Here is a 17,015-nt window from a genome sequence, read left to right as displayed (position 1 = left end):
ATTTCCTTTTACTTCTGCTTATTACAGTTATACTGTACTGCACCATTAGAAACAATAGCTCATTTGTATTCTTTATGGTTACGCACGACAAAAAAGACGTACCGAATCAAAATACTCCATTCGGGTACGTCTTTTTCTTCTTGAAAAACATGTTTCGGTTCGTTTTCTAGTTCATATTCTTATTCTGTTGTGCTCTAGCTTCTCCGCCTTTACGTCCGATATTCTCATAAAATTGTTTATCATACTTCTCGGAAGTAGCTTTTCCACCTTTACGTCCAATTTCTTTATAAAATTCAGTACTATGCTTTTGTGCTGTGGCTTCCCCGCCTTTACGACCAATTTGTTCATAGAACTCTTTATCATGTTTTTTAGAGGTTGCTTGTCCGCCTTTACGCCCCGCTTCTTCCAGAGACATTTTCTTTTCTTGATCTGTAGTATGTTGGTTAGCCATATATATACTTCCTCCTCGTATTCGATTTACAAAGCTTAATGAATATATTCCCAATCCACTACATGCTAAACACGGGGCGGGTTAAATAACCATATTTCGACAGAAAGGCTTATGGAATGGAATAGTTCCCCATTCAACCATAGTAACTATAAGCTCTCGTCATATTCATGTATAAATTCTCTTTTTTGAACCAACTTACTTAGGAAGGTACTTACAGAAGGGAGAATGACCAATGGGAAGAGATGAACATAAAAAAGGAAGTAATTCAGCTGGCTCATTACCACAAACGCCAAAGAATCAAACGATTGCCGCACGCGATATGCATGAAGAGATCGCGAAAGAATTCGCTGAGTTACGTAAAGCACCCGCACAAAAAAAGCGTAAGTCATAAGTAAAAAAGACCAGGGGAAAATATAATCCCTTGGTCTTTTTTCATCATTTTCGAAGAGGAGCTTGTTCATCTATGAGTTTCTCTAGACGCTCGTCCCATTCTTCCGTTAATGTATTCCACACTCTAGTGAAATAGTTGTTTTCCGTACGATTGTAAACATAAAACTCCACACAAGGAATAAGTTGATGGTCAAGCGTTCGAGGACTCTCTATTTGATCTACAACCTTCTGTAGTGACCCTTCTGCAGCTTCTGCTCCAGTAGCAAGCAGTGTTGCCCGCAATTGTTTATCATCCAATCGTTGCGCGTTTTTGGTGAATTTCCTAGCCAATCTAAATTCTTTAACTTTTGCTGTGAAGATTTTCTCAGGTTGTTGACATAAAATCGATTCGTGGCAGGCACTGTAATAAAACTTTTTTTCTGCCTTTTCAGGTGGATGTTCGTAAACACCTGATTGTAATTGCCTGACTCCAATGCTAGTCAATTCAAAACTTTCTTTACGTAACTCGATCATTTGTGCCGCTTCCATCTTAGTAAATAAATCCTCTATAAACAGTGGTTCTACAGCTAGAAATTCTGCAATTATTTTTGATTCAGATACATCTAATTTTTGAACAGTAAGTAAAATCATTTTCATTAATATATCCATTGTCGTGCGCTTAATAGTTGTGTAGGGTATATTAATGAGCTCGATCGGTAATCCCCAGCTATCTGATTTTTGTATTTGGATATCCGGCTGTTGTTGGAGTTCTTGTTGCAACCTTTTCCGAAGAGAATCCATCTACTCACCCCCTTGGATTTGCTCTACTTTGCGCAATCCACCTTGATGTTCTACTACTTCTCGTAATTGTTTATACATATCTCTCGTAGAGGCATTCTTTGTCTTAATCGTGAACATTTCAGAACTCCCCACAATAATAAGCAGCTCTCTTGCACGTGATAACGCTACGTTCAGTCGTCGATAGTCTTTGGCAAATCCAATGTCGCCATTTTTCTCACCATGATTCCTAACGAAGCTCAAAATGATAATATCCATTTCCATCCCTTGGAACTTATCTACCGAACCTGTTCGACAATGCAATTGCTGTGGTCTTATTTCCTGCTGAATCAATCGATCGATTCGCTTTACCTGTTCGCCGTAAAAACTGATTACGCCGACACTTTTCTTTTCGTCTGACTTCATTCTGCCATCTTTTTTAGCTTTTTCCGTCGCTTGTTCAATATCTAGCAAAGTATCTTGAATGATGGTTAGTTCCGCTTCATTGAAACGACTTGTCCCACCTTTGACTTGATTTTCGAAAAATGATGGTGTATTAGGTGTATCTAGCCATAGTAAATGATCTTTTCTAGCGATTTTTCTGCTTTCGAGCAGATGATCTCGTAATTCGTCTGAATTAGGAATTCCGCATTGTAACTGATAGTCCCCGTCTTTATAAAATGGTGCGATCGTTTCCATAATGTTTTCATGCATACGATACTGAATACTGAGCATCGTTTTGTTTTGCTTGGGCAACGTACGGAATAAACGTTCAAATAATGATTCATTGAGCAGTTTTTTCATTTCACGTTGCACTTCAGGATCTTTTTGTTGATCTACTAGTTCGTCCATCGTTTCTTGTCCTACGAGTGGCGGTAACTGATGATGGTCGCCCACTAGAATAACTTTTTTGCCTTTTAGCATGGGCAATAGTAATTCTGGCGGTGTTGCTTTTGATACTTCATCGATAATTACCACATCGAAGACAGGATATTCCTCCATGAACTTTTTGGAAGCTGATGCGACACATGTCGTGCCAATCACATTTGCATGATTGATATAAAGCTTTCGGATCTCATCAAGATCATAATCGTTGGCATCACGTAGTAACTCTTCCCATTGCGCCTGCAGTTGTTGTAGAATCGGAAGTTGCTGCTGTTCTCTTACTATTTCTGCTAGTTGGGGTTCAACTTGAGCAAGCACTATTTCTAATTTCTCCAATTGCTCTTTTATATCTGGTTTCAATTGAACTGCAAGCTCTTCTATTTCTTGCTGTCGTTGATGCTGTTCTTCTTGTAATTGCAGCGTTTTTTGCTCTACTGCTAGAACTTCTACTTTTTCTTGTTCAAGCTGTTGTTTAACTTGAGAACATTTTAGTTCCGAGGTAGTTATGGATGCTGTTAATTGCGTGACGTTTTTTATTTGTTGTCGGCACTCAGTGATCTTCGTTTCTAACTGATTAATTTCCTGAACAAGTTGACTTTCCTCCCACTGTTTTTCAGGTGGCTCATTGGTTTCTAGCCATTCTTTAATCTGCTTCTCCAATTCTTCCTGCTTAGTTTGTAGATGTTGCTTCTGCTCTTCTTTTCGTTGCTTATTGGCTTGAATTTCTTGAAGTTCCTGTTGTAGATACCTTAGGATTTCATGTTTCACTTCTGCAAATACTTCCTTTACAGAGTGGACTTTCTGTTGCTGAAGAGCTATTCCTTTTGCACGAACGATCTCTTCTTTACCGTAAAACAATGACATACCTTGTGCAATCTTTTGTAGAACTTCCGTTTTGGCGGATGAAATCTCTTTGTTTTGTAGCACTTTTTTTGTTGTAGGATTAATTAAAAACTTCCCCAAACGATCAATCATTTCATGCATTTCCTGAATGGTTGTAAATTTTTCCGTTGAGCGCTTCGTAATAGTTTCTACCGGGTAACGGTGCGTCTGCAAGAGAGACTGTGTTTTATTGATAGCCGTCTGAAAACGCTCATGAAGCTCTTTCCATTCTTGAAATTCATAGGAATACTCTCCACTTTCAATCGACTTGATGATTCGTTGTAAGTCGTTATTCCGCAACGTGATATGAATGGGTAATTCAATCTGGTTTTCAGCAAGCGTCATGTGGATATCTTTCATTTTTGTCTGAGACATCACATCACGATGTGTAACTTGTAGCATTTGTTCTCTGTCAGGAAGGGTTCTGTGTTCTTCTATAATCTTTTGTTGTGCTTCGGTATTACTCTGTAACTCTGCAAGCCAGTTACTATAGAATTGTGTCTGTCTTAGTAGGTGTTGCTCTTTTAACCATTTTTCTACTTGGGCTAATAATTCCTCTTTATGTAGTCCTGAATTCAACTGTTTACGTAGCTCTGCAATTTCTTTTTCGCGCTGTGCTAGGTCTATTTCAGCTTGCTCAATTCCTTGTTGCTTTTGAGAAAGCCTTCGTACAGATTGGTCGAGAAGTGATTTCCTAGAAAAGTATTCAGACTTTAGTTTTTTCAATTTTTCTTGTACTACATTTTGCATTTGCAACTGCACAGTTAACGCAATTTTCAATTCTGCGTTCTGTTTAACTTGCTCGGTTAATTGATCTGCACGTTTTTGTAATTCGGTATCTTTTGTTCGATAAACAGCACGTGTCGCTCGTACGGTTTCTATGGTTTCATTTCTCCAGTGCAACGCTACATTTTCCTCCATGAAGCGCTTGCCCTCTTCTTCAATACTTTCTGATCGTCCATAGCGTAAAATACGCGTGGCAGGATCTGTCAGTAATCGACCGAGTGCGTTATCCACCGCTAGGTTTGATTGCGATGCGACAAGTGTCCGCAAGCCAGCTTTGACGTTTTGATGGCAAATTTCGGAAATCACTGTTGTTTTTCCTGTCCCAGGCGGACCTTGGATAACATACAAATCATGTGCTTTCATCGCTCCCGATACTGCTTCTCGTTGGAATTCATTCAAATTATTATGGAACTCCAGTTGCGGCTGTTTATTAGTAATTTGCACAACAGGTCGTTCTTCAAATAAAACCTTTTCCAAATTCGCATTTGCAGCTAGACCGTCTTGTAAGTCTTTGAATCCTTTACGTAAGCGACGAATCTGACTTAATTCAGCAAAGTTCGTCAACACAAGACTTTTGTTACGTGTTGGTAACCATTGTTCGGATCGCGCTTTCTTTTGAAACCGTTGATTAAGTTCTACGACGATAATCTTTTGACCTTTTTGAGCATCGACAATTTGACCGATTTCAGTAGAAAGTTCATTCATTTTCACACTAAATCCACGGAGTTGCTTCCAGTTTTTCGTTTGTAAATCATTACATTGTAGACGTACTTTTGTAAAATCACTGGTGAAACTGGCTTGGCTAAATGTACAGGAGATATCCGCTACATCCGCATTTTTCTCCGCAATTTGTAAATAGCCTTCCCAACTTTCAATTCGCTTTTTTACATATTCTGAACGCTCTTCTGCAATTGGTAATTGACGTAACTTCGTATAGAATTCGATTGGCAGTGCTACTCCTGCGCGATGTAACTTAAACTTTATTGATGTATGCAGCCGCCGATTTGTCTGGACGGGCTCTTTTGTGCCTCTAACATGAAAGCCCGTAGCTAGCAGACCGTCCGGTTTCAGTACGCATTCCATAACCGCCACACGTTGCTGAACTTCTTTAGCAAACTTTTTATTTGTGAGTGGATCAAAAAATAGCTCATAGGATTGGTTCCCCATACGATTCTCCGGTTTCTTTTCAATATGTATATCAAAAGCAGGCTCTGAAGAAACGAAAGCCTCTTCACTTAAAAACCACTGTTCTAAACCTTTTCGTGCGTTTTTTGTTATATCAAGACTGCAAAGTATCATGTCTTTATTTTTCAGCATATTCATATTCGTACATTCTTTTCAATATAGGGCTTTACTTCAGCAAGATCACACATCATGCTTCTCCCTGTTATTCCCTTGTTCAAAGCTCTCACCTCAGTCCTCTATTATAGATCATAAGTGCATATACCGCGAGTAAGAAAAATCTTAGAAAAACTTTTAAAATTAATTTTAAAAAAGATGTTTAGGAATGATTTGCATGGGTATACTATTACTACAAGGCAAACTGAAGGAGCTAGTCAGAGAAGTAAGCTGCTAGATCCGGAAGAGATGCACAGCCTTGGCGGAAAATTTTTCTTTACTGGCAAGTGGTACACTCGGTTTGGGAATCTGCTTTTTAGATTCCAACAGAAAGACAGGTTTACCAGGTAATGCGAAAGAAGTTTTTTGTGTAAGTGCAAGTGAAATACCTGCTTCAAAGAAGTTAAGCAGTGTAGGATGCAAGACGCATACGACGAGGGTACAATATCGTCAGTATGGAGTAATCGCAACATAAAATTTTCCGCATAGTAAGAAAAGAGCAGTCAGTGATTGAGAGTTTTCAATCGCTGACTGTTTTTTATTTTTTCCCTCTCCAAAGTGATTTGTTTAGCATGATTGAAAACTGGGAAAACAATGTATAAGAAACAATTACGAGGAGGAGTACGTTATGAAAAAAAGAATGGCTTTGACTGCAATTGGTTTAGGCGCGGCATTTTTAATGCGCAACAAAGATGCACGGGACAAATTGTCTCGACAATTTGACGAGTTCAATGACACTCCTATGCGCGGAGATCGTAAGGACCATCAACAGCAATCAGAACCGAATAAAGGATTATTAGGTAGATTTTTAAATTAAAACATTCGATTATAAAGGAGCAGATCTGCATGAGTGAAGATAAAAAAGTATTTACAGAAAAAGATCGCAACCAGGCAAAGGGCGGTTACATGGATAACCCTGAAAATTTAAAGACTGATAAAGAAAGCATTTACGATATGCATGAGGATATGCAGACCGTAGACGCTATTCCATTAGAAGATGTTCGTATGGAAGAGGAAGAAGAAAGAAATCATCGTGAGACAAAAGATCGTTCATCAAGCGAAGAAAAATTCGATAGAAAATAATCACATTAAACTAAAGACCACAGCCCACTCTTGAATTAAGAGCAGGCTGTGGTCTTTAGATTTCATTAGAAACTCTAGAATCATGATGCTGTCTTTATTTCATGCAATGGTTTTTACACCATTTTCAAAAGCGCTTCCGACCCAATCATACCTGCTGTGATACCGTATTGTTCAGCCTCAAGTGTGACTGATTCCAGCGGTGCTGCAAGCAATTGCTCAATCGTTTTTACGCCAACAGCACGACCCGCAACAATTTTGCGGTCCGCTAGCACACTATTTAATAATCCTACATCGAGTGCACCACACATAATATACCCTTTGTCATTCGATACTGTAAGTAATGTCGTTTTCGGTAATTTTACCGTAACTGCTTGAAATGACTGTCCATCTATAGAAATTCTTTGGTGTTCGATCAAGACACCCACCCCTTTCTTTATCAACATATGATAATAAATTTAAAATGTGCAAAACAAAAAACATCTTACGCACCGCATGCATGAGATGTTTTTTCCTCTATAATAAATCGTTGAAGCTGTACTTCTTTATCAAATCCACTTAACTGTGCTGTGAAAGATTCACCTACTAAATGGCCTATTTCCGGCCGTTCACTTATCAGCCGGTCATATACATCTCGATGAATGATTACATCTCCACCCGTACTCTGATGCTGGATGCGAGCTGCTTTGTTAACCGTCCCCCCGAAATAATCCAATAAGTCATTGGCATTTACTGCGATTACAGAGCCTGTATGGAAACCGACTTTAATTTTCACAGGCTGAGACAGCTTTTGATTTAACTGACTTATTCCTCGCTGTATAGCGAGTGCTGCGTCAAATGCATCATGCTCACTTGTAAAGGCCCCCATCACCGAGTCTCCTATCGTTTTGACAATAGTTCCTTTGTGATTTCTTATACAACGCGTCAAATATTCAAAATGCTTTTGAACATCGGAGTAAGCTTTTGCGTCCCCAATCTCTTCATACAGCCTCGTGGAATTTTTTAAGTCCGTGAATAAGATGGACATATGTCCAACACCAATTTGAAGCCCTGGCGCCAACACTTCTGTCCCAAGTAAATCACGGAACAACTGAAGAGAAGTAACTTCCCGCGCAGTTAATGCCTCATCATCCCAGTCCTTTTTCTCGAACACTACAATGATCTCTTTGGTAGTTTTATTAACAATAGTAAAACGCTTTGCGTCAGGTATTTCCGTTTGTAAAAAGCCTTTAGCAGAGTATATAATTTCAGCTTTTTCGACTACTTCATTCGTCATATCGATTGCATCATTATACTTCAGGACACGACATCTAAGAACTTCATTAAATTTTGGCCAATCAATTATTTTATTTTCCTGAGGGGCGACCTTGAATTGCGCCAGTACATGGGGAGTCTCGACAGGACCATTTATACAATAGATATCTCGACTAACTTTACGAATGCCGGCATTTACGTGAAATTTCATCTCTACATAACGGTCAAAATCCAAATCAAAGTCTACTCCACACAATTCGCAATGTACTTTGTCAGTCAGTTGTTTTAATGCGGCAGCCTTTCCCTTAGGCACACGACAATTTGGACACATCAAGTTCCAATCATAATCAAGCAAACCTACTGCATTGGCAAATAAAAATAATTCAACGGAAGCAAATCGGTCGAACTGGTGAATTCTTGCCCAGCGGTAAGGTTGCATTTCAGATACTTCTTCATTGGACCCTTCACAAATTGTATGTTCTAAGGCATCGATCATGTCAGTGTTAGGATATGCACCTTTTAACAGAGAAATCGCATGGGCCAGGCTTGTACTTTCTAGCTCTACTTTTGTCTCTCCAAGAGGTTTTTTTGTACCTTGCGTTTTTGCATATTCCATAGCATACGTGATCATTCTTCGAAGTTGGGGATAGATAGTAGCTCGTAGCGCAATTCTTCCCAGTAAGTTTTTGCAAATGAAGTCACCTTCTAAATATATCTTTGTTTCATTCTCAGATATATAAACCATACGAATAGTCCAGAAAACGGAATGGAAAGGTCCTTCGATATAATGACGCTCCAGTGTGTAATGAGAATATCTCACCCATTCACTTACATGTTCTTTCCATTTCAATGACATCATTTTAAATATCTTGGCATCCGCCCATCGAATAATTCTTTCATCTTCTTCTGTAAACTGCGCAAAATTGACAGGAAAAATGCCAACGTATTTATTTAATTCATTCGTATTAGCTAATAATTCCCACGCTGCGTTTAGTGATAAATTCACAATTTGTTCTTCACGAAAGGTAACTAGCTTCTTCATACCAGCTCTTCACTTCCATCTACAAACTCATCGCGGATTAAGATAAATTGATCTAAATTCTCTAAGAATATATCCACGAGTCGTCCATCAAATTGTTTATTGCGTTCTTCTTTCATATAAGCTGTAATTTTTTCTAGCGGCCAAGCCTTTTTGTACACTCGGTCGCTTCCCAATGCGTCAAATACGTCTGCAACTGCAGTAATTCGGCCGTATATATGAATGTCCTCCGCTCGTTTACCTTCTGGATAGCCTTGGCCATCCCATCGTTCGTGATGTTCATTGGCAATGATCGCAGCGATTTGTAGTAATTCACGTTTTGACTTCTTGAAAACATTATGACCGATTGTTGTATGCTGTTTCATTATTTCAAATTCATTTTCAGTCAATTTTCCCGGTTTCAATAAGATGCTATCTGGAATTGCGACTTTCCCAATATCATGCATTGGCGAAGCATATTTCAATTTTAGCGCCTCGGCTTCCGATATTCCTGAAAGACACGCCAACAAATATGAATATTTCGCTACCCGCTTTACATGAAAGCCTGTTTCCTGAGAACGACTTTCTCCAATTTCACCCATTCGAACTATGATTTCTTTCTGTGTTTCCACTAGTTCATTACGTAAAATGAATGCTTCAAGTGATTTCCCTGTAAAGTTAGAGGCAATCTTTAACACTTCTAAATCCTCAATTGAAAAAACTTGTGATTCCGTCTGTTTATTAATGGCTTGAAAGGCACCAATAATTTCTCCTTCTGCATTATGGAATGGAATACAGATGATAGAAGTAGTATGATAACCCGTTTCTATATCGACCTTACGATTAAATCGCTGATCTGAGTAGGCATCCTCAATTAATAGTGCCTCCCCAGTCTTCACACAATGACCGACAATTCCACTATCATCCGGTATACTAATCTTTTTAACTCCGTGACCACCTACTGTCCACAGTATCTTCTCGTTCGCTTCATGCAACCAGACAGAACAGCGATCCGCCGCAACAAGTTGTTTTCCTAAATCCGCAAGATTCATAACCATCTTTTTTATATTCGTTTCAACTGATATTTTTGCCATATATTCAAAAATGACCGCCAATAAGCGATCAGAATTTGTGCCCGATGTTTTGTTGTTCATAAATAAATTTGATGAAGTCGGCACATCCAATGCCCCCTTTAGAAAAAAATAGGTTTTCTATCTATTTCCTTTGTATGTTAATATTAGCATGATAAGAGTATAAAATATAGTTACTTTGTTACACCTTTCACATTTAGGGGGAATCAAATGAATCTTTTTACTTACTTACTACTCGGTCATTTAGTCGGGGATTATTTGCTTCAAAATTATTGGATGGCTATGAATAAGGCTAACAAATGGATTCCTTTATTGACACATTGTTTAGTTTATACCCTCTCAATTTTTGCGGCTATTGTTATTAGTGGATTTGAAGTTTCCTGGCTAGCACTTGCTATCATTTATATCAGTCATGCCTTTTTAGACAAACGTTTTTTCGTCTTCTGGTGGGTCCGAACCATAATGGGCGTTAAAAACCCTGAAGGTAATTGGTTGCTGATTATAACCGATCAAATTTTCCATTTATTAATTTTAGGTTTAATTGTGCATCTTCTCTACTAGTAAAATGGTATCTCTTTTTTAATACTCACTTCTCAAACCTCTATTTTTTGTCCGAAACAAGAACTTAAGTCATATATTACTTTCAAAAAATAGAAGAAAACTCTTGTAATTCACTTTCTTCAGCTTTATTATAGAAAAATGTTGCGAAGTAGATTCGTACCAAACAATCATAAGGAGTGTGGTCTGATGGGAAACGTTACAAGAGAAGATATTTATCAATTCGTGAAAGAAAATAATGTCAATTTCATCCGTCTTCAGTTTACTGATATTTTTGGCATGATTAAGAATGTAGAAATTCCGATCAGCCAGCTCGAAAAAGCGCTTGACAATAAAATGATGTTTGACGGATCTTCTATTGAAGGTTTTGTACGGATTGAAGAATCGGATATGTATTTAGTACCTGATTTGGATACATGGATGGTATTTCCTTGGCCTTCAGGTACTGGAAGAGTGGCACGCTTAATCTGCGATGTCTACTTAGCGAATGGTGAACCATTTTCTGGAGATCCCCGTGGTAATTTAAAGCGGATCATTGAAGAAATGAAAGGGCTTGGATTTACTGATTTCAACTTAGGACCTGAACCGGAATTCTTTCTATTTAAACTAGATGCAAATAAGCAACCGACAATGGAGCTGAATGACCATGGTGACTATTTTGATTTGGCACCCATCGATCTAGGCGAAAATTGTCGTAGAGATATTGTGTTGGAACTTGAAGAATTAGGATTTGAAGTGGAAGCTTCCCATCATGAAGCGGCGCCTGGACAACATGAAATTGATTTTAAATATGCTGATGTATTAACTGCTTGCGATCATATTCAAACCTTTAAACTAGTCGTTAAGACGATAGCACGTAAACACGGATTACATGCCACATTCATGCCTAAGCCCTTATACGGTGTGAGTGGCTCGGGCATGCATTGCAATGTTTCTCTATTTAAAGATGGTGAGAATGTCTTTTTTGATGAAAACGGCGAACGTCAATTGAGTGAAACTGCTTATCATTTCATGGCCGGCGTATTGGAACATGTACGGGGCTTCACCGCCATCACAAATCCAACCGTCAATTCTTATAAACGTTTGGTGCCTGGCTACGAAGCGCCTTGCTACGTCGCTTGGTCTTCACAGAACCGTAGTCCATTGATCCGCATACCCGCATCACGTGGAATGAGTACACGTGTTGAAGTGCGTTCTGTCGATTCTTCGGCTAATCCTTATTTGGCAATGGCCGTTATATTAAAAGCTGGTCTTGACGGTATCAAGCGCAAGCTGACTCCACCAGCTCCTGTTGATCGCAATATTTATGAGATGAAGGCAGATGAGCTTGCAGAAAACAACATTGGGTTATTACCGACTGACCTTGACCATGCACTCATCGCCCTATCGGAAGACTTGATTATACAAGACGCACTGGGTTCACATATTTATGCGAACTTCAGTGAAGCAAAACATCAAGAATGGGAAAGCTACCGAATTACGGTGCATCCATGGGAGCTTGAACGATATATGAAGATGTATTAATAGGTCTTCACAATAGTAGGATATACGATAAAGTAAACGGCTGTAAGTACAGCCGTTTTTTTAATAGAGAAAATTATATAGAATCCATTCTATTGTCGAATGGTCTTACTGCATTTACTATAAGAAGATAAGGGGGTTTCGCTATGATTACGATTTGGTTTAATGCACTCTTCTACACAATGCAAAATGAAGGACATACAATAGATGCTTTACTGACAAAAGACGGAAAAATAGTAGCAACCGGGTCATATGATGAATTAAAAGATCGAGCCGATGAACACATGGACTTGCAAGGTGCTTTTGTTTATCCAGGATTTATCGATAACCATATGCACATAATAGGACAAGGTGAAAAGTTATTACGCCTTGATTTATCAAACACTACTTCTTCAGAGGACATGATGGAGTTACTTCTGAATGCGTATAAAGAGTTGCCAAAGGATGAGTGGTTTATTGGAGAAGGTTGGGATGAAAATAGTTTTCCTGACAAGAAAATCTTCACACGCTATGAGTTGGATGCTGTAACAGATTCACCTATGTTATTAAAACGCACTTGCTGGCATGCAGCGGTCGTGAATTCAAAGGCGCTCGAACTCGCTAGTATTACAAAAGATACACCTGATCCTGATGATGGTGTCATTGAGCGCGATCATAATGGAGAACCAACGGGGTTATTGAAAGAAGGCGCTATGCAACGAGTGCTTCAACTTTTACCAAATCCAACAGTGGCCTATGTCACGAAAGCATTGGAAACCTCTGTTGATCACCTACTGTCTGTTGGCTTGACAGGTGTTGTGACGGATGACTTAGGTTACTACGGTAACTATCAGACACCATTGAAAGCCTTCAATAACGTGCTTGGCGGCGATCGTAAATTCCGTGCCCATTTACTGCGTCATTTTAGCGTATTTCCTGACTTGATAGAGGATCAGGCCCACTATAATACACCGTGGGTAGAACCCGGCGAGATGAAGTTCTTTATTGATGGTGCTTTAGGCGGTAGTACCGCGCTATTAAGTGAGCCTTACTCCGATGAACCCAATAATGTAGGAACCGCCGTATTGACTGATAAAGAGCTCGAGAACCATGTAAAAATGGCAAGACACTATGGAGAAGCTGTTGCCATACATATGATTGGAGATTTGGCAGTTGAAAAAGCATTAGATGTCATTGAAAAGTACCCCGTTCCAGCCGGTAAGAAAGATCGGTTTATACATGTCATTTTATTACGAGAAGATTTAGTGGAGCGAATGCAAAAGCTTCCGATTGTTTTAGATATACAGCCCGCTTTCGTTCCTTCTGATTTCCCTTGGGTTGGAGACCGACTCGGTAAGGATCGGCTTGACTGGGCATATTCATGGAAGAAGCTTCTAACTAAAGGATTTATTTGTGGCGGCGGATCAGATGCACCTATTGAAGACCCGAATCCATTGCTTGGAATACACGCAGCGATCACAAGAAGATTAAGTATTGAAAAGCATGAAGGGTATTTGCCAGATGAAAAACTTAGTCGCTATGAGGCAGTACAATTATTTACTTCGGGTGCAGCGGCTACTATAGGTAAAGCTAATTCACGAGGAAAGCTTTCAGTTGGATTTGATGCAGATTTCACTGTCTTGAAAGAAAACCTTTTCACCGTAGAAGTGGATCGAATAGCCGAAGTACAAGTAGAGAAAACTATAGTCGCTGGTGAAGTGATGTATACAGTGAATACATGATAACTGTTTAGTAAGTAGCAAATGGGGAAAACTTTCCGAAAAGGAGGTTTTACTTTGGAATTGCTAAAAGTACAAGGAGAACTGGATTGGAAGAAGCTAACGCGTAACGTGTTGATTCCGGTCATCGGTGGATCTATTATCGGATATCTTGCCAACCGCAATACACAACAACAGTATGCTGAGTTGGAGAAGCCTTCATTTTCTCCTCCTGGGGCAACATTCCCTATTGCTTGGACGGCCCTATACACGATGATGGGTGTAGCGAATTACCGCGTAGAAATGAAGCAGAGTGCAAAAGGGTACGATGCGGCTATCCCTCTATATGACGTTCAATTAGGTCTCAATTTCCTTTGGTCCTTCCTATTCTTCAAATGGAATTTACGAGGTACTGCATTGATCGAGATGATGATCATGTTAGGAGCAATTGCTATGACTGCTTATGAATTCAATAAAACGGATCGGACCGCTGGCGCATTAATGGTCCCGTATATCGGATGGGTCATGTTCGCTCTAGTACTAAATTACTCTACGTGGAAATTAAATAAGTGAAACAGAAAAATGTCCCTGCCACTTCCGGCTGGGACATTTTTCATTGTTACTTATAGTGATTTTGATTATAGTTCATACGCTCTGCAGTCTTATAAGCATCATACATTCCCCAAACCCATACAATCGGATACGTAATGAAACCGATACCTACAAACATGAGTAGACCGTTAATTCCTTGCAAGATAATAAGTAAAATCCCTTTAAGGATTTGTCCATTATAAATTTGACCGACGCCAGTCCAGAAAAAACTTAGCACGGCGGCAATACCTGGATGCTTAAACATGTCATCTCCCCTTCCTGGCTGTTACTTCTATCTTACATTATGCAGAAAGGGAATGACAAGGTGTTTGCTATATGGTATATCAGAAACGGTCTTTATCCAATGGTGCGCCCTTGACGTCTACGTCACCATCTTTTTCGAAATGCACTTCTTCACGTTTCACTGTTTCGTGAATCGTTTCATTTTCTACAACCTCACGTTTCTTGAGAATGATCTCTTCCGTTACGACTGGCTTCTTAGTTACTTCCACCCGTTCTTCAGTAATCGGAATACGTATCGTCTCATCATCTTCTCTAAACGCTGTCGCATCTTGATCGTAGCGACTGTCAAGACTCGCTTCACCTTCTACTACAGGCCTACGTTCAATTGTTACTTCATCGTGTGAAACGCTAACGTCTACTGACCTAGGCTCTTCCACTACTTCTTTTTCTACTCGGATTTCTCCACGCTGTGATTCATGCTTTTCCACTTGAAGACGTTCCTCATGTAAACGTAAACTCTCTTCTTCTGTATTAGTATTAGAGAAAGCATGTTCATTTGTGTGCAAGCCATGATCTACGTCACGATTCTGATGGTTGAGAGTTTGATCAGGTAATGTTTGGCTCAATCTGAATGCTGGATCTCCGCCATTGAGTTCCTGGTCTGTTACGCTCATACCATTTGCTCCAAGATTGACGTCTGTACTTTTTCCATCTCTACCGTAGAAATCCGTATTGTCCATATAGTGTCGATTTGCTTCACCGGAGTCAACATAAAGCAGCATGCCGCCCTGTTCAATTTCCTGGTAATATTTCAATGTGTCCTCTTTACCGAACTCTAAGCTATCTACCATACGACGTACATGATCTTCTCCTGTTACGAAGCCCATGAAACGATCCCACCATGAATCATCAGCGGATTTAATTTCTGCATCTGTATTACTTCTAACCATAGTTAATTGATCATCGTCTTTAACAACTACATAAATATTGTCTTCGGGCCATCCTTCTTTTTTCAGATCATCCAAACGATTCACCAATTCTGTTTCATTATAGTACATTCCAATATATCTATTCTTCCCCATCTAAATCTCCTCCTCATATTATAATGTATTATGTTAAATTCTTTTATCGTCGTGTTGATACATTTACCCCAGTAATTTAAAATAGAAACATTTTCAGTAATTTGTTTATGAGAGGTATAAATAATGACCTGGAAGGAATGCTAATATAAAGGAGTGATTTCATGCTGGAATTAGATACGTCGATTGAAGGCAAAATGGCTTGCTTTGGGACTTTACGGGATAAAGTAGATCAGCACGGGTATCATTTTGGCGGAGGCTGGGATTATGATAAAGGTAGTTTCGATTCAATCCTTCATAGAGAAGCTGGAGAAACCATTTATTTACGTGTTCCCTTTGAAGTCCATGACGGAGAACTTGATGATTTCAACACATCCATCAAATTCAAAAAGCCATACGTAATCAAACATGTGGTCAATACAGGACTAGATCCTGACTCAAGCTCTTTAATAAGTGGTTCATTCAATCAATTCCAAGAACCATTGGATCGGGATGCAGAAATTCGTGATAAGAGTCGTTGGGAAATTGCTGGGGAACTCGCTATTGAAGAAATATTGCAGTACTTGGAATAAAAAAGAGGATCTTCTTGCCGGTTTCGGTAGAAGATCCTCTCTATTTTATTTTGTTATATTTTGTACCTTTTCATCCATTTCATCTGAACTCAACACTTCTTTAGGAAATTTCACGAAAACCGGTTCAAGTTCACTCATTAACTCTTCTAATTCAGCTCCAGTATAGAAAAGTGATTCGAAGTATTTAGCATTTCCATTTGACTCCACTACTATTCTTAGCCGTTGCAAAGGTTCTTTACCAGCTAAATCTTCATCTGACATGATCACTTCTTCACCGACATAATTGGCCTGATGAATCCAAGATGTTCCTGATTGATCTTCTCCTCTAGCAAACGAAAGGAGTTCTTCTGTGTCGACCGTTTGTTTTTTCAATGAAATCCCTCACTTTACCTGTTTGCTTTAGTGTTCCCTGTTGATGATTCTTAAAACACTTCAATTTTCGAAGTATAGGTCTTTATGAAGACTGCAGCCTGGATTAAAGTTCGCTTTACAGGAAGGACATTGATAGGAGCTATGAAAGTATTCGTTGATCGTGAGTTCATGACCACACGCACCACAAAGTATGGCTTTCATGTCAAACCGACTAGCTGGCCAAACGGCATGTTGACCGCAACCAGTTTCTTCATGGCATGAGTGACATGGGAAGTAGGTATTGCAGCAATAGAACTTGATGGCAATTCGGTCTGTTTCTGTTGCGTAATGAATGCAGCGCGTTTCATCATCCACTAGTAGCCCTTGAACTTCGTGACTGTGTTTTTTCATTTTACCCACTCCTTACGTTCATCATAAAAGCGGAATAGTCAGTATGCAAGATAAAAAGACA

General features: G+C 39.3%; 19 protein-coding genes. 9 read left to right on the top strand and 10 right to left on the bottom strand.

Going from position 1 to position 17,015, the window contains the following annotated elements:
- Nucleotides 1-166 precede the first annotated feature (166 nt).
- Nucleotides 167-451 (bottom strand): con-10 family general stress protein, encoded by a 285-nt coding sequence (locus tag CSV68_RS11770; RefSeq protein WP_099634758.1) that lies wholly within the window; start codon nt 449-451, stop codon nt 167-169.
- Nucleotides 452-683: 232 nt separating this feature from the next.
- On the opposite strand from CSV68_RS11770, the gene CSV68_RS17345 reads away from it, so the two are divergent.
- A complete protein-coding gene (locus tag CSV68_RS17345; RefSeq protein ID WP_199168529.1) occupies nt 684-842 on the top strand; it encodes a YfhD family protein in 159 nt (52 codons plus the stop codon).
- A gap of 44 nt (nt 843-886) precedes the next feature.
- Here the strand turns inward: CSV68_RS17345 and CSV68_RS11765 are convergent, their stop codons facing one another.
- Nucleotides 887-1,621, bottom strand: coding sequence for a hypothetical protein (locus CSV68_RS11765; RefSeq protein WP_099662241.1), 735 nt, complete (start codon nt 1,619-1,621; stop codon nt 887-889).
- Complete coding sequence (locus tag CSV68_RS11760) at nt 1,622-5,473, bottom strand: AAA domain-containing protein (protein ID WP_099662240.1); 3,852 nt, start codon at nt 5,471-5,473, stop codon at nt 1,622-1,624.
- Between the two features lie 274 nt (nt 5,474-5,747).
- On the opposite strand from CSV68_RS11760, the gene CSV68_RS11755 reads away from it, so the two are divergent.
- The 3 genes from CSV68_RS11755 to CSV68_RS11745 all read left to right on the top strand — a co-directional run bounded on the left by CSV68_RS11755 (nt 5,748) and on the right by CSV68_RS11745 (nt 6,571).
- Complete coding sequence (locus CSV68_RS11755) at nt 5,748-5,963, top strand: hypothetical protein (protein ID WP_099634761.1); 216 nt, start codon at nt 5,748-5,750, stop codon at nt 5,961-5,963.
- Between the two features lie 153 nt (nt 5,964-6,116).
- Nucleotides 6,117-6,305 carry a hypothetical protein gene (locus CSV68_RS11750; RefSeq protein ID WP_099662239.1) on the top strand — a complete coding sequence of 63 codons (189 nt, stop codon included), beginning with the start codon at nt 6,117-6,119 and terminating at the stop codon, nt 6,303-6,305.
- Nucleotides 6,306-6,334: 29 nt separating this feature from the next.
- Nucleotides 6,335-6,571, top strand: coding sequence for a hypothetical protein (locus CSV68_RS11745; protein ID WP_099634763.1), 237 nt, complete (start codon nt 6,335-6,337; stop codon nt 6,569-6,571).
- 113 nt (nt 6,572-6,684) lie between these two features.
- Here the strand turns inward: CSV68_RS11745 and CSV68_RS11740 are convergent, their stop codons facing one another.
- From CSV68_RS11740 to CSV68_RS11730, 3 genes are read right to left on the bottom strand one after another with little or no spacing between them, the layout of a single operon-like run.
- Nucleotides 6,685-7,014: a YunC family protein gene (locus CSV68_RS11740; protein ID WP_099634764.1), complete on the bottom strand. Its 330-nt coding sequence runs from the start codon at nt 7,012-7,014 to the stop codon at nt 6,685-6,687.
- A 38-nt stretch (nt 7,015-7,052) separates the two neighbouring features.
- Complete coding sequence (locus CSV68_RS11735; protein WP_099662238.1) at nt 7,053-8,864, bottom strand: adenylate/guanylate cyclase domain-containing protein; 1,812 nt, start codon at nt 8,862-8,864, stop codon at nt 7,053-7,055.
- Nucleotides 8,861-10,018, bottom strand: coding sequence for an HD domain-containing phosphohydrolase (locus tag CSV68_RS11730; protein WP_233192910.1), 1,158 nt, complete (start codon nt 10,016-10,018; stop codon nt 8,861-8,863). The genes CSV68_RS11735 and CSV68_RS11730 overlap by 4 nt, the downstream gene beginning before the upstream one ends.
- 123 nt (nt 10,019-10,141) lie before the next feature.
- Here CSV68_RS11730 and CSV68_RS11725 point away from each other — a divergent pair, with 123 nt between their 5' ends.
- From CSV68_RS11725 to CSV68_RS11710, 4 genes are all read left to right on the top strand, one after another.
- On the top strand, nt 10,142-10,492 hold the full coding sequence (locus CSV68_RS11725; protein ID WP_099662237.1) for a DUF3307 domain-containing protein: 351 nt from the start codon (nt 10,142-10,144) through the stop codon (nt 10,490-10,492).
- A 186-nt stretch (nt 10,493-10,678) separates the two neighbouring features.
- The gene (glnA, locus tag CSV68_RS11720; protein WP_099634767.1) at nt 10,679-12,013 is read left to right on the top strand and encodes a type I glutamate--ammonia ligase; all 1,335 of its coding nucleotides are present in this window, start codon (nt 10,679-10,681) and stop codon (nt 12,011-12,013) included.
- A gap of 143 nt (nt 12,014-12,156) precedes the next feature.
- The gene (locus CSV68_RS11715) at nt 12,157-13,731 is read left to right on the top strand and encodes an amidohydrolase (protein ID WP_099662236.1); all 1,575 of its coding nucleotides are present in this window, start codon (nt 12,157-12,159) and stop codon (nt 13,729-13,731) included.
- A gap of 54 nt (nt 13,732-13,785) precedes the next feature.
- Entirely contained in the window at nt 13,786-14,280 is a 495-nt protein-coding gene (locus CSV68_RS11710; RefSeq protein ID WP_099634769.1) for a TspO/MBR family protein, read from the top strand.
- 46 nt (nt 14,281-14,326) lie between these two features.
- Here the strand turns inward: CSV68_RS11710 and CSV68_RS11705 are convergent, their stop codons facing one another.
- Both CSV68_RS11705 and CSV68_RS11700 read right to left on the bottom strand, forming a co-directional pair.
- Entirely contained in the window at nt 14,327-14,563 is a 237-nt protein-coding gene (locus CSV68_RS11705; RefSeq protein ID WP_099662235.1) for a hypothetical protein, read from the bottom strand.
- Between the two features lie 79 nt (nt 14,564-14,642).
- Nucleotides 14,643-15,623, bottom strand: coding sequence for a YsnF/AvaK domain-containing protein (locus CSV68_RS11700; protein WP_099662234.1), 981 nt, complete (start codon nt 15,621-15,623; stop codon nt 14,643-14,645).
- 161 nt (nt 15,624-15,784) lie between these two features.
- On the opposite strand from CSV68_RS11700, the gene CSV68_RS11695 reads away from it, so the two are divergent.
- Complete coding sequence (locus CSV68_RS11695) at nt 15,785-16,192, top strand: YugN family protein (protein ID WP_099634772.1); 408 nt, start codon at nt 15,785-15,787, stop codon at nt 16,190-16,192.
- A 45-nt stretch (nt 16,193-16,237) separates the two neighbouring features.
- Here the strand turns inward: CSV68_RS11695 and CSV68_RS11690 are convergent, their stop codons facing one another.
- Both CSV68_RS11690 and CSV68_RS11685 read right to left on the bottom strand, forming a co-directional pair.
- Nucleotides 16,238-16,564 (bottom strand): hypothetical protein, encoded by a 327-nt coding sequence (locus CSV68_RS11690; protein ID WP_099634773.1) that lies wholly within the window; start codon nt 16,562-16,564, stop codon nt 16,238-16,240.
- Nucleotides 16,565-16,624: 60 nt separating this feature from the next.
- On the bottom strand, nt 16,625-16,954 hold the full coding sequence (locus CSV68_RS11685) for a CHY zinc finger protein (RefSeq protein ID WP_099662233.1): 330 nt from the start codon (nt 16,952-16,954) through the stop codon (nt 16,625-16,627).
- Nucleotides 16,955-17,015: the final 61 nt, after the last annotated feature.

Source organism: Sporosarcina sp. P29 (genome assembly GCF_002743265.1).
Classification (GTDB): Bacteria; Bacillota; Bacilli; order Bacillales_A; family Planococcaceae; genus Sporosarcina.
This window is presented reverse-complemented; position numbering and strand designations above follow the sequence as displayed.